The sequence below is a fragment of the Mycobacterium sp. UM_CSW genome, from assembly GCF_000455205.1.
Lineage (GTDB): Bacteria > Actinomycetota > Actinomycetes > Mycobacteriales > Mycobacteriaceae > Mycobacterium.
The window spans coordinates 1-22,118 of record NZ_AUWQ01000123.1 but is presented as its reverse complement, the minus strand read 5'-3'; the positions used below and the strand labels follow the sequence as shown (position 1 = coordinate 22,118).

The window sequence follows — 22,118 nt, the reverse complement described above, 5'->3', positions numbered from 1 at the left end:
CGCCGAGCACGATGTCCAATACAACCCCCTCCAAAAGGTATTACTGGCGAAGCCATGGCCGAGCGGGGCGGTAACCACGGACCACTACATCTTCGCGTAATACGCTGTGGCGGGACGCTGTCTAAGCTATGTAGACCTTATGAAGTTCTGGTACGAGCGCGACGGCGTCGGTCCCCGCTGACCCTGATACTTCGACCCTACGCGGGAGCTGCCGTACGGGTGTTCCGCCGGACTCGTCAGCCGCAAGATGCACAGCTGACCGATCTTCATGCCCGGCCACAGGGTGATCGGAAGGTTCGCGACGTTCGACAGCTCGAGGGTGATGTGCCCGCTGAAGCCGGGGTCGATGAAGCCGGCAGTCGAATGGGTCAGCAGACCCAGCCGGCCCAGCGACGACTTGCCCTCCAGGCGACCGGCGAGGTCGTCGGGCAGGGTGAACAGCTCCAGCGTCGAGCCGAGCACGAACTCCCCGGGATGCAGCACGAACGGCTCCCCGTCGACGGGCTCCACCAGGCTGGTCAGCTCGTCCTGCTGCTTCGCCGGGTCGATGTGGGTGTAGCGGGTGTTGTTGAACACCCGGAACATGCAGTCGAGGCGCACGTCGATGCTCGACGGCTGCACCAAGGTTTCGTCGTACGGGTCGATGCCCAAGCGGCCGGACGTGATTTCGGCCCGAAGATCGCGATCGGAGAGCAGCACCCGCTGAGCCTATCCGCTGCTACCGGCCCGTCGTCCGAGCTTCAGTCGGCGAGGTATTCTTCGCCACCTTTGGGGTAACCGCCGCCGGTGGTCGTGACGTGGACGTGGTCATAGTGACCGAGCCTGCTGGCTTGCGCTCCGCCGGGCGTGTAGTAGACGCCACGCCAGATCGCGTCCTGGATGCCGAAGCGCGACGCGTTCTTCATCACGTACGCGACGATCGCGTTCCCCAGCGCGATGCCCTCGGAGCTGCCGGGGTCGGGAATCATCACGTCGATGGCCAGACCCATGGGGTGCCAGGGCAGCGGGTCCGGTCGCACACCGCCGATCTGGTGGATCTGGGGGAACGCCACGCTGATGGCGCGCTCGACCAAGATCGTCCTGACCTGCAGGCCCTGTTCCGGCGCGATCCCGACGGGCAGGAAGCGGGACCGGGTGTGGTACCTCGACGCGGCGGCCAGCCGGGTGTCGGGCGCTTTTGCGGACGTATTCGCTGCGGCCGTGACGATTTGCAGGCAGCACGGCTCAATGTCGCCGATAACGGGCTTGGCAACTTCACGGGCGGGCAATGGGCGGACGTCCCCGGCAGCGGCGAAGAAGATGGTGGCCGGGGCGAGTAGCGCAGCCAGGACTACTGGCGACTTTCGCCGCTTCTTGGCTAACCGATGCCGACCCACGCCGAGCACATTACGGGTAGATCACGAAATAATAAACATCGAATGGCTATAGAGCAGGTCAGGGCCATTAGCGCCATTCGCCGGATGCTTTGTGGCCGACAGGCGCCCGACGGCCCGCGGCCCCGGTGCGGCCGACTGGTGGGTTTGCCGCGAGTGCTTCACCGTCCAGCCGTGACAAACTCGGCCGAAACGAAAGATGAACGCTTGGTTGAACTTTGGAACGAGCGACCAGTAACGCCCCAGCGACGGGAAATACACGACCGAGGGAAGCTCTAAGCGTTGCTTCGGGTGCCCCGTCTCATTCGGAGTGTCATGTGGAGCCTTGAAGGTGGTGGGGAAATGACCAAGAAGATGTGTGGATGCATGCTCGGCGCCGCGATGGTCCTGATGCTGGCGCCCGCAGCCGTCGCCAACGCCGACGACAAGGACGCAGAATTTACCAACTACCTGGCGTCGAACGGCATTCACGTTGGTAACGCGTCCCAGACCGGAAACATGGGGCGCACGATGTGCCAGGATCTGTCGGCCGGCTACACCCAGAACGACGAGGTGGACCAGCTGAAACTGCGGATGGACCAGAATCAAGCCAGGCTGTTCGTCCTCGCTGCCACCGCGGAGTACTGCCCCGAAAAGCACAAGTCCTGAACTCAGCGTCGGCGCGCGTGAGGCTCGTGAGCACGCTGCAGGGGTTGGACGCCGACGATGGTGACCGCCGTAGACCGGCGACCGACGCCCTCATGGCTGCCAGCGAGGGTTTGAACGGGTTGTGTCACCGACGTGTCACTGAGCCGCTAGACTGGCACCGCTGCTAAGGTCTTCGCAGCTCAAAGCACACGCGCCGATGTAGTTCAATGGCAGAACATCAGCTTCCCAAGCTGAATACGCGGGTTCGATTCCCGTCATCGGCTCCAACTCATGACGGGTCTCTTTAGCGTTCGTCCGCAGGCCGGTAGCTGCCGTGCTCCGTGACGACCGCGGTGACCAGTTCGGCCGGCGTCACGTCGAAGGCCGGGTTGAAGACGGCCGCGTCCGGCGGGGCGATCGCGGTTCCGGCGAACGTCCGGAGTTCCTCGGGCGCGCGTTCCTCGATCGCGATCTCAGCGCCGGTGGCCAGCGACGCGTCGATCGTCGACGACGGGGCGACCACGACGAGCGGCACGCCATGATGACGCGCCGCGATGGCCAAGCCGTAGGTGCCGATCTTGTTGGCGACGTCGCCGTTGGCCGCGATCCGATCGGCGCCGACGAGCACGCAGTCGACGAGGCCGCGTGCCATCGCCGCCGCGGCGGCGCCGTCCGGCTGTACCCGGTAGGGCACGCCCGCCTGCGCCAGCTCCCACGCCGTGAGCCGGGCGCCCTGCAGCAGCGGACGGGTCTCGTCGACCAGCACCGACTCGACGAGCCCGCGCTCGTGCAGGTGCCAGACGACCCCGAGCGCGCTGCCCCACGCCACCGTGGCGAGGTGACCGGCGTTGCAGTGGCTGAGCAGCCGCAGCGGGCGGCGATCGCATAGCCCAAGGACGATCTCGGCGGCGTGGGCGGACGCGGCGCGGTTGAGGCGTTCGTCCTCGTCGAGGATTTCCAGCGCCTCGGCAAGAACGGCTTCGGCGCCCGCGTCGAGCTTTTCGAGCGCACGCGCAACTCCCCAGCTGAGGTTGACGGCGGTCGGTCGCGCCTTCGCGACTCGTTCGGCCGCCGCCCGAAGGTCGCCGCCCTCGCGGACGGCGAGCACAACGCCAAGCGCGCCCGCCGCACCCAGCGCCGGGGCGCCGTGCACGGCCAGGCGGCGGATCGCGTCGATCAGTTCGTCGACGGTGCGCAGGGTGAGCTCGCGATAGTCGGCCGGCAACGCGGTCTGGTCGATGATCGTGACCGCGTCGCCATCCCAGTCGATGGTCCTGCGCACCAGCCGACCCTAGCCCGCCCGGCATGCGCTTCTTAAGGCCTACACAGCTTCGCCAGGATCCGGATACAGCTTTCGGGGCGACCATCGGTTAGCGGTCCGTGTGGTCTCTTTTCCGCCCACCGATGACCGGCCGCCAAGACGCTGGGAGGCGTGGGTCGTGGATATCGTGCTGGGAGTCTCGCTGGCGCCAGACTCGGTTCAGATGGTGCTGCTGCAAGGCGAAAACGCCGATGGTGCAACGGTAGACGAGAGGGAGTTCGCCGTCAGCGCGGCGGACGATTCGCCCACCGTCAGCGCGTCCGATCGAGCGATCGCCGCCATCCTGGGCACGCGCGAGGACGCCGTCGGCGCCGGCATCGAACTGTCCGCCGTCGGGGTGGCCTGCACCGACCAGCTCGAAGCGAGGGCGGTACGCGATGCGCTCGCCGCCCACAAGCTCGAGAACGTCATGCTGGTGTCGACGTTCCTTGCCGCCACATCGTTGACCCAATCCGTCGGTGGCGCAATGGGTTACGAGCGCACCGCGGTGCTTTTCGTCGAGCCTGGCACCGCGACGTTGGCGGTTGTCGAGACCTCCGACGGGTCATTCGCCGATGTCCGGACAGAATCCTTGGATGACGGGTCCGGGGAGTGCGCCACCGCGAAGCTGATGGAGATGGTCGCCGGGCTCGTCGAGTCGCCTGACGGCCCAGACGGCCTATTCGTGGTTGGCTCAGGCGTCGATGTCGCCCCGATCAAGCCGTGGCTCGAAGAGGCGACGCCGCTCAGCGTGAGCACCCCGGAAGAGCCGGAGACGGCGCTGGCCCGTGGGGCGGCCCTGGCGTCCGCCAACGCGCCGTTGTTCGCGTCGTCGACCGCCGCGCTGGCCTACGCACAAGACCCGGGCACCGGTGCGCTCGACGCGAGTACCCTGCCCGAATATCTCCGCATCGCCGATGCCGAGGCAGGCGATGACGAATTCGCTTATAGCGCAGTGGAAGACGACGAGGCAAGCGCACCGACCGTCGTCATGGACGCCGCCGATCAGGATGAAAGCGAGCCCCGTTCCAGGCCCGGCCTGCTGGTCGGTAGCGCCGTGGCGGTCGCCGCCATCAGCGCGGCGATGGCGTTGGAGATCGCGCTGTCGGTCGGCGTCCACACGACCGTCGGAATGCTGCCCGCGCCGCTGCAAAATCTCCTCGCCCCGGCAGAGCACGTATTCGCGCCCGCGCCTTGGCAAGTGGCCGCCACCAAGGCGGAGGCACCCAAGCCGTTGACTCTAACCGCGGGTTCGCCACCGGCAGCGCCGGTCCCGGCCGCCGCGGCTCCCGCGCCTCCTCCGCCCGCGGCCCCGATTCCTCCGGCTCCGGTCCCCGCGGCTCCCGTTCCGGAGGCGCCGGTTCCGGTCGCGCCGGCCGTGCCGTTTCCCGTCGTCGTGGTCCCGCCGATAGCGCCGCGCCCCCTTCCGCAGCTTTGGTTCTCCGACCCGCCAGCGAGTCCACCCGTGATCCAGGCGCCGCCGCACCCGTCGCCGCCGGCCGAGCCACCGCCCGTCCACGTCCCTCCGCCGCACTCGCCGCCGCCCCACCAAACTCCGCCGGGCCACGGGCCCGGGACAAATCCCGGTGGCACGGACGGGATGCCCCCCGGCAATGGGGGCGGAGGGCCTGCCAACGGCCCGGGCCCCGGCCACGGGACACCCGGCGATACACCTCCCGAAAGCGGCGAACCGGGCAGCGGTCCCGGCCCGAGCCACGGCACCCCCGGCGACACGCCACCCGAAAACGGCGGGCCCGTTGGTGGTCCTGGCCCCGGCCACGGCGACCCCGGCGGCACGCCACCCGAGAGCGGGGGACCCGTCACCGGTCCCGGCCCCAGCCACGGCAACCCCGGCAGCACGCCGCCCGAGAGCGGCGGACCGGTCGGCGCTGGCACGCCCCCTAGCGCCGGTGGACCGGTCAGCGGCGGCGGGAGCCCGGGCAGCAGTGGACCGGTCGGCGGCGGCGTGAGCCCGGGCAGCAGTGGGCCAGTCGGCGGCGGCAGCCCGGGCGGCAGTGGGCCCGTCGGCGGTGGCGGTAGCCCAGTTGGTGGGGGCAGCTCCCTCGGCGGAGGTGGCTCCCTCGGCGGAGGCGGCTCCGTCGGCGGCGGCGGCTCCCTCGGCGGAGGCGGCTCCCTCGGCGGCGGCGGCTCCCTCGGCGGAGGCGGCTCGCTTGGCGGCGGCGGCTCGATCGGTGGCGGCAGCTCCGGCGGCCACAGCTCCGGCGGCGGCAGTTCGATCGGTGGCGGCAGCTCCGGCGGCCACAGCTCCGGCGGCGGCCACCACTAGCCGTCCTAGAGCCTGCTGGCCGCGAAGCCGGCGGCCTGATCCACCAGTCCCGAGTCGATGTACGACGGCTGCAGATGCGACGGCCAATTCAGCCCTCGCCCACAGATGGGGTCGCCCGGCGCGCACTGGTCGATCGTCTTACCGGCGAAGGCGGGGCCGACTCCGTGGCTTCCATTACCGAACAGTGCGACCGCTGCAACGTGCTGATCGACACCCGGCGGCAGCGGGTTGGTGAATCCGAATCCCGAACGGCCACCGATGACTAGGTCGGCCACCTCGGCACCCAGTGAATAGCCGCCGAGAACCATGCGGGTGTTCGGGCAATTCTTGGCCATGAATTGGACGTGGGCGCTCATATCGTTGGCGCCGCTGCCGGTGCTGATGTTGGCGGGGTAGTTGACCCCGTACACGCCGACCGACATACGGGTCTTGCCCCGCAGCGAATTGACCAGTGCGTCGCCGACTGCGCCGACGCCGGGCGGTTCTTCTCGGCCGCGCGCGAAAACCACTTCGGCATCGGGGCATGCGGCCGATGCCGCCGGAATCCACGCCAGCGGAATTGGCGCGATCATCAGTGCCGCGGCGAGCGCGACAAGCCTCATGACGCGATTTTACGGAAATACTGACATTCGGTCAGCCCGCTCAGAAATCGAACGTCATCGTCCCGACGCCGCTGGGGCTGTAACTGATGTACACCGGCCCCTGCGCGAAGGGCATGAACCCGGTATTCATTTGGCCCGACATGACCTGCGGGCTGTTGGTCTCGGTCGTCGTGTACGAGTACAGCGGCGTCAGGGCGTCGTTGGTATAGACCGAGATGGTCGTCCCCGCCGGCAACGGTCCGGACGTCTGGCCGGTCTCCAGGATGGACGACGGGATGGACCCGTGATTGCCGCCGGAATCGACCAGCGCAAGAACCTGTTGCAAAGGCCCGCCGTTGATTTGGACGTCGAAGGCGGTGACCGGCGCCCCGGTGACGGTGATTCCGGGCAGCGGATTGGGACCGAACTGAAGGTACCGTCCGGGTTCGTCGATCAGCACACCCTGATTGAGCGGACCCTGCAATGCCGTGACCACCGAGCTGGCCGGGCCCACCGCGTTCGATCCGATGCCCAAGATGCCATCTCCCCCGGCGAAAACATTTCCCGTGAGCATGAGCCCGAGGCCATTGAGAGATAGTGGCAATTCGAGTATTTCGACGCTGACCGGGGTGGGCGCGGTGAGGAGCCCGTTGCCGAAATTCACCGGCGCGTTGAAGTTGAGGTAGATGAAGGCGACCCCTTCGCCGTAGCTGACGAATCCGAGCTGGGTGGGCAGGCCGAGTTGCCGAAGTCCGATGTCCCAGAACGGGATCAGCAGGCCGTTGGATCCGGTGTCGACGGTCAGGGGCACGCTCGGCCCGCCGTTGACCGAGACGCCCACCGTCGCGAAGACGCCGTTCATCTGCAGCGGCACGGTCCCGCTCGCCAATGAGCTGACGCCGGCGGACCCGTTGGTTCCCCACAGCCATCCACCGCGACCGCCGGCCCCGCCGGCTGCGTTGGCCCCGCCGGCACCACCCGCGCCCCCGCTGCCGACCAACCCTGCCGCGCCGCCCGTCCCGCCGGCCACCCCTGGGGTCGTCGCGGAATAGCCGGTGCCACCGTTGCCGAACAACAGCCCACCGGGACGGCCGTTAGGACTCGCGGCCGTCCCGTCCGCCCCGTTGCCGATCAGAGGGCGCCCCAGCAGCAGCTCGGTGGGCGCGTTGATCGCAGCCAGCACCTCCTGCTCGACGTCCTGCTCAGCGGCCGCCAATCCCGAGGCGGCCACCGCCTCGGCGCCCGCATACGCGCCGCCGGCACCACCGAGCGCCCCCACGAACTCCGCATGAAACGCCGCCGCTTGCGCGCTGAGCGCCTGATATGCCGACCCGTGCTGGGAAAGGATTGCGGCAACGGCCGCCGAAATCTGGTCCGCGGCGGGCGCCAGCACGCCCGCCGTCGACGCTGCCGCCGCCGCGTTGGCGGCACTGATCGTGGAGCCGACGCTCGCGAGATTTTTTGCCGCGTCGGTCAGCATGTCCGGCGCCGCGAACAGAAACGACATCGATGGCCTCCCACCGGTATTCGTCTAGCCCCCGGTGAGAAACAGGACGAAAGTACCACAATCTCAGAGTTTTGAAAAGCAAAGTTTTCAAGCCCAATAGTTTGAGCGCATCATCTTGGAGGATGGGCACAGGCAGAGAGGACCCGCGATGACGACGATCTACTACGAGTCCGACGCTGACCTCTCGGTGCTGGACGGACAGCGGATTGCCGTCGTCGGGTACGGCAATCAGGGCCGCTCCTGGGCCCTCAACCTGCGCGACTCGGGCCTCGCGGTGAACGTCTTCGCCCGCGCCGACGCCTCCCGGGAGCAGGCCGTGGCCGACGGCTTCCAGCCCGCCGAGATCGACGCGGCGAGCGCATGCGACGTGATCTGCACTCTCATCCCCGACGACGTCATCCCCGAGTTGCCCATCACCCCTGAACCGGGCGCGCTATGGGTCCTGGCGTCGGGATACGTGGCGGCCTTCGGCCGGATCGACCCGGACTGCGACCTCGGCATGGTCGCCCCCCGGATGCTGGGTCCCGAGGTGCGCGAGTGCTACGTGGAGGGCGTCGGATTCATCACCGCGCTCGGCGTGCAGAAGGACAACTCCGGGACGGCGCTGGCCCGCACGCTGGCCGTCGGACGCGCGATCGGCGGCCTGCGCCAGGGCGCCATTGAGATGACGCCGCGTCAGGAGGCCGTGCTGGATCTCGCAGTGGAACAGGTGCTCGCCCCCGCCCTGGGCCGGGTCTCGAAGAGTTTCGTCGAGCTGATGTCCCGGGCCGGCATCCCGCTGGAGGCGATCATCACCGAACTCGTGCTCTCGGGCGAGGTCGAACGCAGCTACCGGTTGCTGCGGCTCGAGGGCTACGCCGGCCAGATGCGCTACCACTCACCGACCAGTCAGTACGGCCAGATGTCGCGAGCGGATCGCTACGACGGCCTCGACGTCCCGCGAGTGATGCGCGAAGTGCTCAGTGACATCGAGTCGGGCAGGTTCGCCGACGAGTGGGACGCCGAGCGCGCCGCCGGTTACCCGAATCTGGAGCGGCTGCGGGCCGAGCGGCTCAACCCCGCGGTCGTCTCCTTCGAGGAAGATCTGCGCGCCCGCCTGGGAGAGCGGAACCACCATTTCGGAACCGGCTAGCAGGTAAGGGTGAATGTGGCAACGGTGATTTCTTGCCGTCCGGGTAAATGCAGGAGGCCACTTGTGAAAATCACCGGTTTCGGGCGATACTTTTGCAATCTCGAATGGCTCGAAGAGGCGCTAGGAGGACGGTAGTGTCGGGCTTGATCGCGGCGCCGGAGCTAATTAGCACGGCCGCAACGGATTTGGCGAACATCGGCTCGACGCTGAGCTCCGCCAACTCCGCCGCCGCCCCCTCGACCGCCACGGTGCCTGCCGCAGCCGCCGACCAGGTATCGGCCGCTGTGGCGCAGTTGCTCTCCGCGCACGGCCAGGAATACCAGGCGCTCGCCGGGCAAGTTGAGGCGTTTCATCAGCAGTTCACGCAGAACTTGCAGGCCGGCGCGGGGGCCTACACCGCCGCAGAGGCGGCCAACGCCGCGGTGATGCAGCCCCTGGGCTCGGTCGCGGGCGCGGTCGCCGGCGCTGCCGTCGCCGCCGCCAACCCCGTGGTCCAGTGGTTCAATCAGCTCTTGGTCGATCTGCAGAACTTAATAGGCCGTTTCTTGCTCTTTTTGTTTGCACCAATTCTCGACCCGATTATCAACTCATTAGCCAACGCCATTGCCACGGCAATTGTGCAAGGCCTCTTCAAGTAGATCGACCGCAAATCACCCGGGTAACCCGTTAGCCCCGTTCGGGCCGAACAGGTAATACCCGCCGAAGCCGCCTTGTCCGCCGACGCCGGGAACGGTCCCGAAGCCGCCGTTGCCGCCCGCGCCGCCGATGCCGAAGAGCAGGCCGCCGTAGCCGCCCTGGCTGCCGTTGCCGCCGAAGGCCAAGCCTGCCGCGCCGTAGCCGTTGCCGCCGTGGCCGCCGAGGCCGAAGACGAGACCGCTGCCGCTGCCGCCCTGGCCACCCTGGCCGCCGATGTTTCCGGCGCCGACGGCCGCCCCGCCGGCGCCGCCGTCGGCCCCGGTGCCGATGAGGTTGAAGAGGGCGCCGCCGCTGCCGCCGTCACCGCCGACGCCCGCGAGCCCGTTGCTGAAGTTGAGGCTGGACCCGCCGGCTCCGCCGGCGCCGCCCAGGCCGTAGATCAAGCTGCTGCCGTTGCCGCCCGCGGCGCCCCAGCCGGCCACGAAGCCGTTGCCACCGGTCCCACCGACGCCGCCGTTACCGATCAGGAACCCGCCGTTCCCGCCGAAGCCGCCGTCGCCGCCGACGCCGTTGACGCTGATACCGCCGGTCCCGCCGCCGCCCCCGTTGCCGAAAAGTCCGACGGCGCTGCCGCCGTTGCCGCCGAAGCCGGCCACCCCGGCGCCGATCGCGTTTCCACCATCGCCGCCGCGGCCGCCGTTGCCGAACAAGAACCCGCCGCTGCCGCCGCTGCCGCCGTTCTGGCCGGCCCCGCCCGAACCGCCGTTGCCGCCGTTGCCCCACAACAACCCGCCGTTCTGGCCGTTGGCACCGGTATTGGGCGTGCCGTCGGCGCCGTCGCCGATCAGCGGCCGGCCCAGCAGCGCCTCGAAGGGCGCGTTGATGTCGTTGAGCAGCCCCTGCAGCGGGTTCGCGTTCGCGGCCTCGGCGCCGGCGTAGGAGGCGGCGCCCGCGTTGAGGAGCTCGACGAACTGCTGGTGAAACGCCGCCGCCTCGGCGCTGATCGCCTGGTAGGCCTGGGCGTGCGCACCGAACAACGTCGCGACCGCCGCCGACACCTCGTCGGCTCCCGCGGCCGCCACCGCCGAGGTCGGGCCCGCCGCCGCGGCGTTGGCCGCGCTGATCGTCGAACCGACATTCGCCAGATCCGAGGCCGCCGCCGTCACATACTCCGGAACCGCGATTACAAAGGACATCCGACCTCCGACCGACGCGGCGACCGCCCATAGTCGCCGAATGCCAAAATCGTCTATCGCTTGTCCGGCCTACCGATCCCAAGTTTCGGCGGTCGTCGCGGCGACGCTAAGAGCAAACACCGGACCGCTGAGGCGGAGCTAAGCAGGGACTGTGTCGGCGCTGTTAAACCGCGGCCTCACAGCGTGGGGATCATGCCCCCGTCGATCGCCACGCCGGCCCCCATGATGTTGGCGAAGCGATCGCTGGCCAGCATCAGCACCAGGTCGGCGACCTCCTCGGGCCTGGTGAACCGCCCCGATACCGTGCTGCCCGACGCGAACTCTTCGGTGACCTGCTCGGCCGACTTCCCGTCGGTGGCGCCCAACACAGAGGCCAACCCGTCGCGACCGAGCCAGAAGTCGGTGACGACGGGGCCCGGCTCGACCGTGTTGACGCGAATGTTCTTGGGCCCGAACTCTTTTGACAGTGACTTGGCCAGGTTGCTGAACGCGGCTTTGGCCGCGCTGTAGTCGGTGACCATCGGAAGCGGCAGCCGCGCGTTGACCGATCCGACGTTGACGATCGCCCCGCCGCCGTTGGCGAGCATGGGCGGGAGGGCGGCCCGGATCGCACGCACGCTGGCCATGAAATCGAGGTTGAGGGTCTGCTGCCACATGTCGTCGGTGATCGCGAGGAAGCCGTCGAGCCGCGGAGCGCCGAAGCCCACGTTGTTGACCAAGATGTCGAGCCGATCGCCGGCGGCGGCCACCAGGCGGGCGGGACCGTCGGGCTCGGCCAGGTCGACCGTGACCGACTCGACCGAGCCCGCTTCGGCCAGCTCGGCCAGCTCGGCGCTGGTCGTCCGCGACCCGGCGATGACCCGGGCGCCCTCCTCGACGAAACGACGGGTGATCGCCAGGCCGATGCCCTTGCTGGCGCCGGTCACCACCGCGACTTTGCCGCCCAGTCCCAGTTCCATCCCCGCTCCCCTCGCCGCGCTCGTGGTCAAACATACTGCAGCCGAGCCCTTTCCGGGACCTCAGGAATTCGGCTGCGGCCGGAACACCGACAGGACCCGGTATTTCGCGCTGAAACTCGCGTGGTCGTAGCGCTCGCCGATCTCGCCGTCGTGGGCGATGACCGTCGGGCCGTCGACGGTCGAGAAGCTGAACTCCGGCACCTGCAGCTCGTGGTAGAGCGGGCTACGTGGCAGGCGTCCCAGTGCCAGCGCTGTCAGGATCCTGGTCCGCGCCCACGGGCGACCGGTCTCCAGGATGCGCACGTCGATCAGGCCGTCGTCCATCCGGGTGCGACGGGACGGCGCGAATCCGCTCGGCAGATACACCGAGTTGCCGAGAAACAACAACGACGTCTGCAGGGTCTTGTTGTCGTAGCGGATGGTGACGGGCCGGTCCGTGCGCAGCGTGCGCAGCAGCGCGTAGAAGCTGGCCACCGGCTTGCCGACGCGCTTCTCCAGCTTTTCGCGCCGCTGCACGAACTTCGGGTAGGCGCCGATGCTCGCGGTGTTGAGGACCATCCGAGATTCGTTGAGGCACACCAGGTCTACGCGGAACACGCAGCCGCGCCGGATCGCGTTCACCGTTTTGGCCACCGTGTCGCAGCCGATGTCCTTCGCGAAATGGTTGAACGTGCCGCCGGGAAAGACCGCCAGGGGGAGTCCCGCGTCGATGGCGACCGACGCCGCGGCCGCCACGGTGCCGTCGCCGCCGCCGACCGCCAACACCTCGGCGCGCTCGGCCGCGCTCCGCAGCGCCGGCTCGGGGTCATCGTCGGGTCCCAATTCGACGATCTCGGCCTTGGGTAGCTCGGCGCGGACCTCGTCGACGATGCGGGCGCCGGTGCCGCTCCCCGAGGACGGGTTGATGACCAGGACGACGCCGGAGCCGTCGGGGCGTTGCGGGGTGTCGACGAGCAGCGGTTCGGTCCGGGGCAGTGTGGTTTCGACGATCGGCGGGACGAGCCGGCCGCCCAGCACCGCGAGTCCGGCGCCGATGCCGAATCCGGCGAGGACGTCGCCGGGGTAGTGCGCGCCCGTCGCCACCCGCGACAGCCCGACCATGCCGGCCAGCAACGCCAGGACGAAGCCCAACGGCGGGTTCTCCAGGCCCACCCCGACGGCAAACGCGGCGGCGCTGGCCGAGTGTCCCGACGGCAGCGAGTTGGATACCGGGCGGCGGCGCACCCGCCTGACCAGGGGCACCGACTCGTAGACGGGCCGCGGCCGCCGTCGGATTCGCTTGGCGACCTGGTTGGTGATCAGGCTGGTGGCGCCAAGCGTGACGACGCCGCGGGTCGCGCCGCGCTGCGCGGACGGTTTGCCCGACGACAGCATCGCCGCGGCGATGGCCAACCACAGCTTGGAGTGGTCGGCCACCCGGGTCAGCGGTGGCATGAGCGTGTCCAGCAGCGGAGTGGGCGTCTCGGCGATCGCCTCGAACAGCTCCCGATCGAGGGTGCCCAGTCCGCGGGTGATCTGTCTGACGCCGCGCGGGCGTTGCCAGGGCAGCCTGTTCATTGACTCCACCCTAAATTGGCAAGCGTGCGCGCAAACGGCTACTCCCAGGCGTGGCGGGAAAACGCCCGACGCCGCGGCGTGCCCGGGGACGCCGTCGCCGAGATCGCCCGTCGGCACGCCATCACGCCGGAGAGCTTTGCGATCCTCGGGCGGGCCGAGGAGATCAAGGACGCGCACGGCAAGTCCTTCTTCCTGTTGCCGCCGGGGATCAGCGGCGACGACGCGCGCGCAGCGACGCTGCTGACCTATGTCCTGAACGCGGGCACCGACTACGGTAAGGCGGGCCGGCGGCCCGCGGATTTTCCCGAGACGCCGTACTGCGCCGCGGAGGTGGCGCGGATCATCAAGCGGCAGAACGCAAATCGCTGGAGTTACTCGCGCGACGTCCGATTCGTCCACCGCAACGGCGGGCGCCTGGTGACGACCCCGAACGGCATCCTGATGGGCGTGGGCGGCAATTGGCTGCAGCGGCAGTTCAGCCGGCGGGGCGGCACCACCTGGGGCGACATCTTCATGGTCAACGGCGGTCCGCTCAGCGATCCGGCGGAGCGGCTGCGCCGGATCGTTCGGGGCAGCCCCGATCTGGACCGGGTGCTGCACCACGAGGAGCGGCACTGCCGGCAGTGGGCGGCGAAGGGCTACCTGGGCATGCTCGGCGGCTACGGCTGGGAACTGGTGCGCGAGTTGGCGTTCGGCAAGACGAACAGGCTCGAGGAGGACGCCGGCCTGTCCGACGGTGGCTACAGGTGATACAGCGCGCGAATCCCGTGGGACAGCACCATCGCACCGATCACGACCAACAGCGCCGCCAGCAGGGCGGCGTTGTTCTTGTCCATCCATTCCTTGACCCGCGCCAGCGTCGGGTCGAGGCGCTGACCGGCCGCCGCGTACGCGAGGATCGGGATCGCCACGCTCGACGCCGCGACGGCGACGAAGAACGCCGCGGCCAACCAGTCGTCGGCCGCGCCGAGCCCGCTGGTGCCGATGGCCAAACCGGCCGGCACGCAGATGAGCGCGACGTCCGGTCGCACCACCGCCAGCACCGCCCCGGTCAGCCCCGCGCGGGCCGGCGTGATCGTGTCGAACGTGCGCATCCAGGCCGGTGACTCGCTGTGGCCCTGCCGGGTGAACCATTTGAAGATGCCGTAGACGATCAGCGCCGACCCGAGGACCACCCGCAGCCAGGACGACCACCTCGGTGGCGACTTGTCGAGCCCACCGAGCAGGCCGGAGGCGGCGACCGAGAGCGCCGTCAGCGCGGCGATGCCCAGCACCCAGCCGGCGAGGAACGCGAGGCTGCTCGGGCGGGCCCGCGGCGCCTGCAGGACCAGCACCGCGGGGATGACCGTGAGCGGCGAGAGCGAGATGACCAGCCCAAGCGGAATCAGCCCGGTCGCGACGGTAACCCAGCTTCCTGCCATGGGCAGCAATCTAGCGTGCCCGGCTCCTACAGCGCGTGAATTCCGTTGTAAAGCACCAACAAACCGATGAGAACGAGGATCACTGCGAGCATGGCGGCGTAGTTCTGCTCCATCCACTCCTTGAGCCGTTCCAGCGCGTCATCGAGGCGGCCGCCGGAGCCGACGTAGGCGAGGATCGGTGCGGCGACCGTCGACGAGGACGCGGCGACGAACACGGCCCCGGCGGTCCAGCCGGCGGCTATGCCCAGGCCGCCCGTGCCGATCGCCAGGCCGGCGACCGCGCACAGGATCAGCACCTCGAGGCGGACCACCGTGAGCACCACCCCGGTCACGCCGGCGCGCAGCGGGGTCATTTTGGAAAACGAACGCATCCAGGCCGGGCTCTTGCCCTGGCGATGCCGGGTCAGCCAGCGGACGATGCCGAACACGATGAGCGCCGCCCCCAGCACCACGCGCAGCCACGAGGCCCACTTCGGCGGTGTCTGGTGCAGATCGCCCAGCAGATCGGAGGCCCCGACGAACGCCGCGGTGAGGGCGCCCATGCCCATCAGCCAGCCGCCGAGGAAGGCGAGGCTGGCCGGCCGCGGCCGCGGCGCGTGCAAGACCAGCACCGCCGGGATGACCGTGATCGGTGAGAGCGCGATGACCAGACCGAGCGGAATGAGCTTGGTCAGTGCGGACGCCAAGTTGCCTGTCACGGGCAGCAATCATCGCACTGCTAGCCTTTCCGGCGCAGCGTCCAGGCGGGTATCCAGTGCGTGACGGTTTTCCGCTTGGAGCCGTAGGCGATCGGATAGGTCACCAGTCCCCACCAGTCGCCCTGTTCGCAGATGCCCCAGCAGCTCAGCCGCCCCTCGACGACCTTGTGCAACTGCAGGCCGTTGGGTTGATAGCGACCCGAGCGATGCGGCTCGCGCGGGAAGAGCACGGTGAGGTCGATCAGCACCGCGATCGGCGGGCGCACCACGCGAAACGGGTCGCGGACCGGCTGCCCGTTGTATCCGATCGACGCGAGGTCGCCCATCGATCGATCATACGTTCGAACGACGATTGATGAGCAAGGTCGTTTCCGGTTGGGGTGCCCCGGTAGGGGCCTATAGTCGCGGCACCGAGATCGAGGGGAAATCCAGATGAGGACGTTGATCGCCGCCGGGTGCCTGGCGTTGGGCGGGCTGCTGACCACCGCGGTGGGGGTGGCCAACGCCGACGAGGTTGAGGTCGAGGGCGTCTACTCGACCGAGGCCGCGTGCCTCGTCGACGGCCCGCATGTCGAGATCGAGTACGACAACGGGCGCTACACCCACTACGCGTGCCGCGAGGGCGCAGACGGGCTGTGGTACCTGTACCTGAACAACGGCTAAGGGCGCCGCGCCGCGTCTGGCAACATAGCGGACGGTGAGCGCCTCCGATACTTGCGAGTCAGGACGGCGCCGTGGCGCGTTCGACCCGTTGGTCGTCGGACTCCTCGCGGCCGCAATAAGTTTGGCCGGCGCGGCCCGCCCGTCTTTCTGGTACGACGAGGCCGCGACCATTTCGGCCTCCTACAGCCGATCCCTCGGCCAGCTGTGGCAGATGCTGGGCAACGTCGACGCGGTGCACGGCCTGTACTACCTGTTCATGCACGGCTGGTTCCAGGTCTTTCCGCACACCGAGTTCTGGTCGCGCGCGCCGAGCGGCCTGGCGGTGGGCGGCGCCGCGGCCGGGGTGGTGGTCCTGGGCGGGCAGTTCTCGTCGCGCACCGTGGCGGTGGCATCCGGGGTCCTCTGCGGGGTCCTGCCACGGACGACGTGGGCGGGCGTCGAGGCGCGGCCCTACGCCCTTTCCATGATGGCCGCCGTGTGGATAACCTTGCTGCTGGTTGTCGCGGCGCGCCGCAACGGCGCCTGGTCGTGGCTGTCGTACGGCGTAGCCCTGGCGGCGTCGATCTTGCTCGACGCGTACCTGGCGCTGCTGGTATTGGCGCACCTGGTCTACATCGCCGCCTTCGCGCGGACGCGAAAGGTCTTGCCGCGCTTCGCCATTACCTCGGCGGTGGCGGTGGGCGTCCTGGCGCCGTTTTTGGCGACGGTCGCCCGGCAATCGCCCCAAATCAAGTGGGTGCCGACGATCGGACACCGGACGATCGAAGACGTGGTGATCCAGCAGTACTTCGAGCGGAGCCCGCCGTTCGCGGTTCTCTCGGCGCTGGTGACGGCTGCGGCTATTGTGTTGTGGCTCAGCGGATCCGCACGGTTGGCGCGCGGAGACCGGCAGCTGTTGACCATCGCGATCGGGTGGCTGGCGGTACCGACCGCCCTGATCGTGCTCTTCTCGGCGCTGGCCCACCCGATCTACACGCCGCGGTACTTGGCCTTCACCGCCCCGGCGATGGCGCTGATCCTGGGCGTCTGCACCGCCGCCGTGACCGCGAGGCCGTGGGCGGCAGCGGCGCTGGTAACCCTTTTCGCCGTCGCTGCGGTGCCGAACTACGTTCGGGCGCAACACAACCCGTATGCCAAGTACGGGATGGACTACAGCCAGGTGGCCGACCTGATCACCGCCAAGGCGGCGCCGGGCGATTGCCTGCTGGTGAACGACACGGTGACGTTCATGCCGGCACCGATGCGCCCGCTGATGGCGGCGCGCCCGGATGCCTATCGCAAACTGGTCGACCTCACGCTGTGGCAACGGGCGACGGACCGCCGGGACGTGTTCGACACCAACCTCATCCCGGAGGTCGTGGCCAGGCCGTTAAGCCAATGCGGCGTCGTGTGGATCATCACCCAGGCCGACCCCGCGGTGCCCGCCCACGAGCAGGGCCCGGCGATTCCCCCGGGCCCGGTCTACGGGCCGACCCCCGCCTTCGCGGTCCCGCACGACCTGGGCTTCCGGCTGGTCGAGCGCTGGCAGTTCAACCTGGTTCAGGTGCTCAAAGCGGAAAGATAGTCACCAGATGCGGATGTAGTCGACGAGCATGTCCGCCGGGTAGGTCGCCGCGGCAGGATCGCCCGCGCCGACGCCGCCGACCGCCAGCGTGAACATCGGGGTCATCCAGTAGCCGGGGTTGTTGAACGGCCACCGGAAGTCGTCAGGGGCGCCGCCGTGCACATGGATGGGCTTGTTCGGAACGGTGAAGTACTGCGATCCGTCGCGCGAGAACTGGAATCCGTTTTCACCCCAATGCATTTGCCACGTATGCCAGCCGCCGTCCACCAGCCCGGGAATCGACTTCCCTTCCCAGGTTTTCCCGTTGGACGCGGCGTGGACGGTGGTTCCCGGGGGCCAGGAGCCGTTGCCGTACCACTCGAAGAGGTCGACCTCGCCGTCGGGCAGCGGATCCTCGTTGACCCCCCAGAACGCCGACCACAGGCCGGGTTCCAGACAGTTCAGCTTGATCTTCGCTTCCCAGGTCTGGTTGATCATGCTGCGGAAATTCCCCCGCAGCTTGGCGCCGTAGTAGGTGTCGCCTTCCTGGGTGGCACGCAGGACGAGGTTGGAGTTGCCGTCCTGGAACACGTTGCGGCGGTCGTCGCGGTAGATCCCGGCGACCGGCGGGAACACGTCGTCCTGCCAGGTCTGCACCGTCCACTTGGCCGGATCCGGAGCCGAGCCCGCCGGGCCGTCGAAATCGTCGGCGAAGATGTAGCCGCCGCTCCCCGCCGACGGCGCCTTCGGCGGTGCCGGCAGCGACGGGTTGGCCAGTGCCTTTGGCAGGGGGGACGCGGCCACGGCCGCCAGCATGCTCAGCCCCGTGGTCAACAACATGCTGCGACGATCCATCTGCTTACCACCCAATCGCTAAAAAGCCGGCACCTGCGGCCCGGCGTGATCTTCCCCGAGGCAACTTTCGCAAACGGTGTTATAAAACCACGCACCGGGGGCGGTATGCATCTCGCGCGGCGGTGCGTCGCCCTGCGTTTTCGCGGATTAACCGCTGCTAGCGGGGCGAATCCGTTTCGCAGCCCTCCGCGGTGCGGGTTCCCGCCGCGTAAAGCAGTTGCTTGAGCTGGCGCTGCTCGTCGGCGGTGAGCCCGCCCAGCACGCGTTGATCGGCCGTGCGGACCGCGGCGTCGGCCCGTTTGAGCAAGGCCTTGCCGCGGCGGGTGAGCTGGGCGGGCATCGCCCGGCCCGACGGCGTGGACGCCGGGCGGCTCAGGGCGCCGCGTTCCTCGAGGGCGTGCAGCACCTGGTTGGCCGCCTGCGCCGAGACGTTGGTGCCGCGAGCCAGTTCGGCGCTGCTGAGCCCGGGGCGATGGGCCAGGATCCGCATGCACACGAACTCGGGCGGGGTGAGGCCCAGCGGCTTGAGCTCCGCGGCCACCTGGGGCCGCAGCGCCGCCATGACGCGGTACAGCAAAAACCCCAGTGGCGCCTCGTGGAGTTGACTCACACCCTCATGCTCGCATGCGGCCGGTGGTCCGGAGACAGCAACCATCAATCTTCTTGACATCGCGGGCGACGGTGGTATCAAGGAGCTTGATAGTCCAATGTGGAAAGGAACGACAGCGATGTCTGGTGGATTTTTCGGTGGTTTCGGCGGACCCGGCTTCGGCGGTCCCGGTTTCGGTGGCCCGGGCTTTGGCGGTCCCGGTTTCGGCGGTTGGGGCGAAAAGGGCTGGGGCCAGGGCGGTTTCGGGTTCAAGGGTGGATTCGGCCACGGCGGGCCCGGCCGTCGGCCCTTCCTGAAGCGTGCGGCGTTCGTCACCGCGGCGCTGCTGCTCGACGGGCCGGCCGACGCCGCGCAGATCGTGCAGCGGGTGTCCGACGCGACCGAGGGCGCGTTCACACCGCCGCAGGACGTGGCGGAGCTCGCCATCGGCCTGCTGGCCGGCCGGGGTGTGGTCACGGTCGACAACGGCGTCGCGACGCTGACCGAGCTGGGCCGCAACCTGCTGGCCTGGCGGGGCGTCAGCAGCGAGACCGCGCACGCGTTCCTGGGGCGAGCGGCCAAGTTCGGCGACGTGTTCAAGATCCGCAGAACGCTCTTCGAGCTCGCGGGGCTGGCCCGCACCATCGCCTGGACGGGCACCGACGAGCAGAAAGAGCAACTCGCCGAGACTCGGACCAAGGTGCTGGAGGCGCTGACCGACGCCAAGAAGACGCTGCACCGCGTCCTCGGGGAAGGTTAACCCGAAGCCGGTTCGCTCAGCTTGACCAGCATCTTGCCGATGTTGGCACCGGTGAATAGGCCGTTGAGGGCGTCGACGCACGACTCGACGCCCTCAAAAACGGTCTCGCGGTGCTTGATTCGGCCCTCGCCCTCCCACTGGCGAAGCGCCGCATAGGCTTCCTCGAAGCGGTCCCAGTCGTCGAGCGCGTTGAACCCCTGCATCAGCGCGGTCTTGGACAACAGGTTCACGTAGTTGGCCGGCCCCGGGTGCTGCCCGCTGAGGTAGCTGGAGATGACGCCGCAGAGCACCACCCGCGCTTTGGTGGCCAGCCGGCCCAGCACCGCGTCCAGGATCGCGCCGCCCACGTTGTCGAAGTAGACGTTGACCCGGCGGGGGCAATGCTGTTTGAGCGCCGCGGCGACGTCCTCGTTCTTGTAGTCGATGCACGCGTCAAACCCGAAGTCCTCCACCACCGCCCGGCATTTCTCGGGCCCGCCGGCGATGCCCACCACGCGGGCGCCGGCGATCTTGGCGATTTGCCCGGCCACCGACCCGGTGGCGCCCGCGGCCGCCGACACCACCACCGTCTCCCCGGGCTGTGGCCGGCCGATGTCCATCATCCCCATGTAGGCGGTCGCCCCGGTCGGGCCGTACACCGACATCACCGCCAGATGATCCACCGCCCCCCTGCCCGGAACGGGCGTGCTGAACACGTCGTCGCGGATGATCACGTACTCCTGGAAGCCGCTCAGGGTGGTGACGACGTCGCCGACCTTGAAGGCGTCGCAGCGCGTCGCCACCACCTCGCCGATCCCGGCCGCCCGGATCACCTCGCCCAGTTGTACCGGCGGGAGGTAGCCCGGTTGGTCGTTCAGCCAGGTGCGGACGGCGGCGTCGAGGCCGACGTAGGTGGTGCGCAGCAGCGCCTCGCCGTCGGCCGGTTCGGGCGCGGGCGTCGTCACCAGCTCGGTGTCGTCGGGCTGGACCAGCCCGGTCGGGCGGCGACGCAACAGGATCTGACGGTTCGGCAAGTCGGCCACGGTGCTGAAACTACCCATACGGGCCGATCCAATGGGAGCATCTGCACATGAACTCGCAGGACGACCCGGAGCAGCGCATCCGGGAACTCGAGCAGCCCCTGGCCGACACCGCACGCGCGTCCGAATCCGGACAGGCGCCGCCGCCCGGCGGCTACCCCTATTCGCCCGGTGCGTATTCACCCCCGACGTATCCACCGCCACCGCCGCCGCAAAGCCCGTGGACCTACGGCGGCCCGCTCTCCGGGCCTCCGCCGAAGTCGCCGTCGGGCAACCGCACGTGGTGGATCCTGGGCACGGTGATCGTGGTCGGGTTCCTGGCGCTGGCCGGGGGCATCGCGGCCTTTGCTGCACACCAGCTTTCGGGCGTCCGGTCGATCATCAGCTCGACGCCCACCTTCCCCACCGTCACCGGGACCTTCGGTCCACCCTCGACCACCTCGCGAAGCCCCAGCCCGTCGAAGACCCGAACCACGACGCCCTCGACATCACCCACCCCGTCGCCCGGGGGCAGGCTCAACATCTCCGGCATCAACGAGAACCGCACCGTCGCGTGCAACGACAGCCTCGTCAACGTGAGCGGGGTTTCCAACACGGTCGTGATCACCGGCCACTGCAAGAGCCTCACCGTGTCCGGCGTCCAGAACGCCATCACCGTCGACGCCGTCGACAGCATCGACGCCTCCGGCTTCGACAACAAGATCACCTATCACTCGGGCAACCCGAAGATCAGCAACGCCGGCGGTTCCAACGTGGTGGAGCAGGGCTGAACGCGCAGCCGGGCTAGGTGGACTCCTCCGAATCCGAATCCGAATCCGAATCGTCGTCGAGGACGCTGACCGCGATGCCGTAGGGCAGGAAGCGCACCTTGCGCTTGGGATCGACGTTGTTCTTGTTGGCGCGCAGCGCGTCGAGTTCGGTCGCGTAGACCTGCTCGACGTGCGCGCCGCCGTCGGCGTCCACGGTGTAGATCGCCCACACCCCGTCGCCCGCCTCGCCGGCGGTCTCCGGCCCGCGGCGGGGCCGCCTAGACAGGTCCTCGAAGAACGCGGACCAACTTGTCCCCGGCACCGGCGCGGTGACGAATCTGCCTACTCGCTCGAACACCTCGCGCAGCCCCTCGCTGCCCTCCCTGATAACGCGATCGAAATCCTCGGGATCGAATCCGAACGCACCGTACTCGCCCACGCAGGCCTCCTTGCATTTACAGCGTCACTGCCCAGTGTGCGCTCAACCGTCGCCTTGTGCCACGGACGGCCTACGGCGCCGGCGGCGGCGGGGCCGGTGGCGGTGGCGGGTTGATCGGAATCGGCACCGTGACGAACGGGAAGTGCAGGTACAGGGTCAGAGGCGGCCGCTGATACGGCGGCGGCGCGGGCGCCGCGACCTGCTCAGGCGGCGGGGCGGCCGGCGGC

General features: G+C 68.9%; 23 protein-coding genes, 1 tRNA gene and 1 pseudogene. 10 read left to right on the top strand and 15 right to left on the bottom strand.

Annotation, left to right across the window (positions count from 1 at the left end; translation table 11 throughout):
• Nucleotides 1-126 precede the first annotated feature (126 nt).
• Nucleotides 127-699, bottom strand: coding sequence for a dCTP deaminase (gene dcd / locus N415_RS28240; protein ID WP_068188969.1), 573 nt, complete (start codon nt 697-699; stop codon nt 127-129).
• 41 nt (nt 700-740) lie between these two features.
• Nucleotides 741-1,376 (bottom strand): hypothetical protein, encoded by a 636-nt coding sequence (locus N415_RS28235; protein WP_068188981.1) that lies wholly within the window; start codon nt 1,374-1,376, stop codon nt 741-743.
• A 339-nt stretch (nt 1,377-1,715) separates the two neighbouring features.
• On the opposite strand from N415_RS28235, the gene N415_RS28230 reads away from it, so the two are divergent.
• A complete protein-coding gene (locus tag N415_RS28230) occupies nt 1,716-2,021 on the top strand; it encodes a DUF732 domain-containing protein (protein ID WP_068135402.1) in 306 nt (101 codons plus the stop codon).
• Nucleotides 2,022-2,213: 192 nt separating this feature from the next.
• Nucleotides 2,214-2,287 (top strand) — tRNA-Gly (locus N415_RS28225).
• Nucleotides 2,288-2,304: 17 nt separating this feature from the next.
• On the opposite strand, the gene mtnA is transcribed toward N415_RS28225, so the two are convergent.
• The gene (gene mtnA, locus N415_RS28220) at nt 2,305-3,282 is read right to left on the bottom strand and encodes an S-methyl-5-thioribose-1-phosphate isomerase (RefSeq protein WP_068188967.1); all 978 of its coding nucleotides are present in this window, start codon (nt 3,280-3,282) and stop codon (nt 2,305-2,307) included.
• 157 nt (nt 3,283-3,439) lie between these two features.
• Here mtnA and N415_RS28215 point away from each other — a divergent pair, with 157 nt between their 5' ends.
• Entirely contained in the window at nt 3,440-5,587 is a 2,148-nt protein-coding gene (locus N415_RS28215; protein ID WP_068188964.1) for a hypothetical protein, read from the top strand.
• Nucleotides 5,588-5,592: 5 nt separating this feature from the next.
• Here the strand turns inward: N415_RS28215 and N415_RS28210 are convergent, their stop codons facing one another.
• Both N415_RS28210 and N415_RS28205 read right to left on the bottom strand, forming a co-directional pair.
• On the bottom strand, nt 5,593-6,189 hold the full coding sequence (locus N415_RS28210; RefSeq protein WP_068188962.1) for a cutinase family protein: 597 nt from the start codon (nt 6,187-6,189) through the stop codon (nt 5,593-5,595).
• A 40-nt stretch (nt 6,190-6,229) separates the two neighbouring features.
• The gene (locus tag N415_RS28205) at nt 6,230-7,675 is read right to left on the bottom strand and encodes a PecA family PE domain-processing aspartic protease (protein ID WP_068188957.1); all 1,446 of its coding nucleotides are present in this window, start codon (nt 7,673-7,675) and stop codon (nt 6,230-6,232) included.
• Nucleotides 7,676-7,823: 148 nt separating this feature from the next.
• Between N415_RS28205 and N415_RS28200 the strand changes: the two genes are divergently transcribed.
• Together N415_RS28200 and N415_RS28195 are read left to right on the top strand one after the other, a co-directional pair.
• Nucleotides 7,824-8,807 carry an NAD(P)-binding domain-containing protein gene (locus tag N415_RS28200; RefSeq protein ID WP_068188954.1) on the top strand — a complete coding sequence of 328 codons (984 nt, stop codon included), beginning with the start codon at nt 7,824-7,826 and terminating at the stop codon, nt 8,805-8,807.
• A 134-nt stretch (nt 8,808-8,941) separates the two neighbouring features.
• Nucleotides 8,942-9,445, top strand: a complete 504-nt coding sequence (locus N415_RS28195) for a PE family protein (protein WP_068188951.1) — start codon at nt 8,942-8,944, stop codon at nt 9,443-9,445.
• Between the two features lie 240 nt (nt 9,446-9,685).
• Here the strand turns inward: N415_RS28195 and N415_RS33325 are convergent.
• From N415_RS33325 to N415_RS28180, 3 genes and pseudogenes are all read right to left on the bottom strand, one after another.
• Nucleotides 9,686-10,639 (bottom strand): annotated as a pseudogene (locus N415_RS33325) (PE family protein); the annotation flags it as partial.
• A 176-nt stretch (nt 10,640-10,815) separates the two neighbouring features.
• Complete coding sequence (locus N415_RS28185) at nt 10,816-11,598, bottom strand: SDR family oxidoreductase (protein ID WP_068188940.1); 783 nt, start codon at nt 11,596-11,598, stop codon at nt 10,816-10,818.
• Between the two features lie 60 nt (nt 11,599-11,658).
• Nucleotides 11,659-13,155 carry a bifunctional phosphatase PAP2/diacylglycerol kinase family protein gene (locus N415_RS28180; protein ID WP_068188937.1) on the bottom strand — a complete coding sequence of 499 codons (1,497 nt, stop codon included), beginning with the start codon at nt 13,153-13,155 and terminating at the stop codon, nt 11,659-11,661.
• A gap of 24 nt (nt 13,156-13,179) precedes the next feature.
• On the opposite strand from N415_RS28180, the gene N415_RS28175 reads away from it, so the two are divergent.
• On the top strand, nt 13,180-13,905 hold the full coding sequence (locus tag N415_RS28175) for a hypothetical protein (protein WP_068188934.1): 726 nt from the start codon (nt 13,180-13,182) through the stop codon (nt 13,903-13,905).
• Here the strand turns inward: N415_RS28175 and N415_RS28170 are convergent.
• The 3 genes from N415_RS28170 to N415_RS28160 are packed head-to-tail and all read right to left on the bottom strand — an operon-like array spanning nt 13,896 to nt 15,600.
• A complete protein-coding gene (locus N415_RS28170; RefSeq protein WP_068188930.1) occupies nt 13,896-14,576 on the bottom strand; it encodes a GAP family protein in 681 nt (226 codons plus the stop codon). The genes N415_RS28175 and N415_RS28170 overlap by 10 nt on opposite strands.
• Before the next feature lie 26 nt (nt 14,577-14,602).
• The gene (locus N415_RS28165) at nt 14,603-15,274 is read right to left on the bottom strand and encodes a GAP family protein (RefSeq protein WP_068188927.1); all 672 of its coding nucleotides are present in this window, start codon (nt 15,272-15,274) and stop codon (nt 14,603-14,605) included.
• Nucleotides 15,275-15,294: 20 nt separating this feature from the next.
• Nucleotides 15,295-15,600 (bottom strand): hypothetical protein, encoded by a 306-nt coding sequence (locus N415_RS28160; RefSeq protein WP_068102732.1) that lies wholly within the window; start codon nt 15,598-15,600, stop codon nt 15,295-15,297.
• A 106-nt stretch (nt 15,601-15,706) separates the two neighbouring features.
• On the opposite strand from N415_RS28160, the gene N415_RS28155 reads away from it, so the two are divergent.
• On the top strand, nt 15,707-15,937 hold the full coding sequence (locus N415_RS28155) for a hypothetical protein (RefSeq protein WP_068188925.1): 231 nt from the start codon (nt 15,707-15,709) through the stop codon (nt 15,935-15,937).
• Nucleotides 15,938-16,025: 88 nt separating this feature from the next.
• Nucleotides 16,026-17,501 carry a glycosyltransferase family 39 protein gene (locus N415_RS28150; RefSeq protein ID WP_152531621.1) on the top strand — a complete coding sequence of 492 codons (1,476 nt, stop codon included), beginning with the start codon at nt 16,026-16,028 and terminating at the stop codon, nt 17,499-17,501.
• Here N415_RS28150 and N415_RS28145 read toward each other — a convergent pair whose 3' ends face one another.
• The gene (locus N415_RS28145) at nt 17,502-18,335 is read right to left on the bottom strand and encodes a glycoside hydrolase family 16 protein (RefSeq protein ID WP_068188919.1); all 834 of its coding nucleotides are present in this window, start codon (nt 18,333-18,335) and stop codon (nt 17,502-17,504) included.
• Nucleotides 18,336-18,492: 157 nt separating this feature from the next.
• On the bottom strand, nt 18,493-18,897 hold the full coding sequence (locus tag N415_RS28140; RefSeq protein WP_239645724.1) for a MarR family transcriptional regulator: 405 nt from the start codon (nt 18,895-18,897) through the stop codon (nt 18,493-18,495).
• 166 nt (nt 18,898-19,063) lie between these two features.
• Here N415_RS28140 and N415_RS28135 point away from each other — a divergent pair, with 166 nt between their 5' ends.
• Nucleotides 19,064-19,684, top strand: coding sequence for a hypothetical protein (locus tag N415_RS28135; RefSeq protein ID WP_068188914.1), 621 nt, complete (start codon nt 19,064-19,066; stop codon nt 19,682-19,684).
• On the opposite strand, the gene N415_RS28130 is transcribed toward N415_RS28135, so the two are convergent.
• Nucleotides 19,681-20,706 carry an NADP-dependent oxidoreductase gene (locus tag N415_RS28130; RefSeq protein WP_068188978.1) on the bottom strand — a complete coding sequence of 342 codons (1,026 nt, stop codon included), beginning with the start codon at nt 20,704-20,706 and terminating at the stop codon, nt 19,681-19,683. The two genes, N415_RS28135 and N415_RS28130, sit on opposite strands and share 4 nt — an antisense overlap.
• A 47-nt stretch (nt 20,707-20,753) precedes the next feature.
• Here N415_RS28130 and N415_RS28125 point away from each other — a divergent pair, with 47 nt between their 5' ends.
• A complete protein-coding gene (locus N415_RS28125; RefSeq protein ID WP_068188912.1) occupies nt 20,754-21,473 on the top strand; it encodes a DUF3060 domain-containing protein in 720 nt (239 codons plus the stop codon).
• Between the two features lie 13 nt (nt 21,474-21,486).
• On the opposite strand, the gene N415_RS28120 is transcribed toward N415_RS28125, so the two are convergent.
• Nucleotides 21,487-21,891: a hypothetical protein gene (locus tag N415_RS28120; RefSeq protein WP_068188909.1), complete on the bottom strand. Its 405-nt coding sequence runs from the start codon at nt 21,889-21,891 to the stop codon at nt 21,487-21,489.
• Between the last annotated feature and the right edge of the window lie 227 nt (nt 21,892-22,118).

Bases quoted from the DNA above. Each gene is read 5' to 3' on its own strand.
- N415_RS28230 (WP_068135402.1), top strand. From the start codon at position 1,716: ATGACCAAGAAGATGTGTGGATGCATGCTCGGCGCCGCGATGGTCCTG.
- N415_RS28210 (WP_068188962.1), bottom strand. From the start codon at position 6,189: ATGAGGCTTGTCGCGCTCGCCGCGGCACTGATGATCGCGCCAATTCCG.
- N415_RS28205 (WP_068188957.1), bottom strand. From the start codon at position 7,675: ATGTCGTTTCTGTTCGCGGCGCCGGACATGCTGACCGACGCGGCAAAA.
- N415_RS28200 (WP_068188954.1), top strand. From the start codon at position 7,824: ATGACGACGATCTACTACGAGTCCGACGCTGACCTCTCGGTGCTGGAC.
- N415_RS28185 (WP_068188940.1), bottom strand. From the start codon at position 11,598: ATGGAACTGGGACTGGGCGGCAAAGTCGCGGTGGTGACCGGCGCCAGC.
- N415_RS28180 (WP_068188937.1), bottom strand. From the start codon at position 13,155: ATGAACAGGCTGCCCTGGCAACGCCCGCGCGGCGTCAGACAGATCACC.
- N415_RS28170 (WP_068188930.1), bottom strand. From the start codon at position 14,576: ATGGCAGGAAGCTGGGTTACCGTCGCGACCGGGCTGATTCCGCTTGGG.
- N415_RS28160 (WP_068102732.1), bottom strand. From the start codon at position 15,600: ATGGGCGACCTCGCGTCGATCGGATACAACGGGCAGCCGGTCCGCGAC.
- N415_RS28155 (WP_068188925.1), top strand. From the start codon at position 15,707: ATGAGGACGTTGATCGCCGCCGGGTGCCTGGCGTTGGGCGGGCTGCTG.
- N415_RS28145 (WP_068188919.1), bottom strand. From the start codon at position 18,335: ATGGATCGTCGCAGCATGTTGTTGACCACGGGGCTGAGCATGCTGGCG.
- N415_RS28140 (WP_239645724.1), bottom strand. From the start codon at position 18,897: ATGGCGGCGCTGCGGCCCCAGGTGGCCGCGGAGCTCAAGCCGCTGGGC.
- N415_RS28135 (WP_068188914.1), top strand. From the start codon at position 19,064: ATGTCTGGTGGATTTTTCGGTGGTTTCGGCGGACCCGGCTTCGGCGGT.
- N415_RS28125 (WP_068188912.1), top strand. From the start codon at position 20,754: ATGAACTCGCAGGACGACCCGGAGCAGCGCATCCGGGAACTCGAGCAG.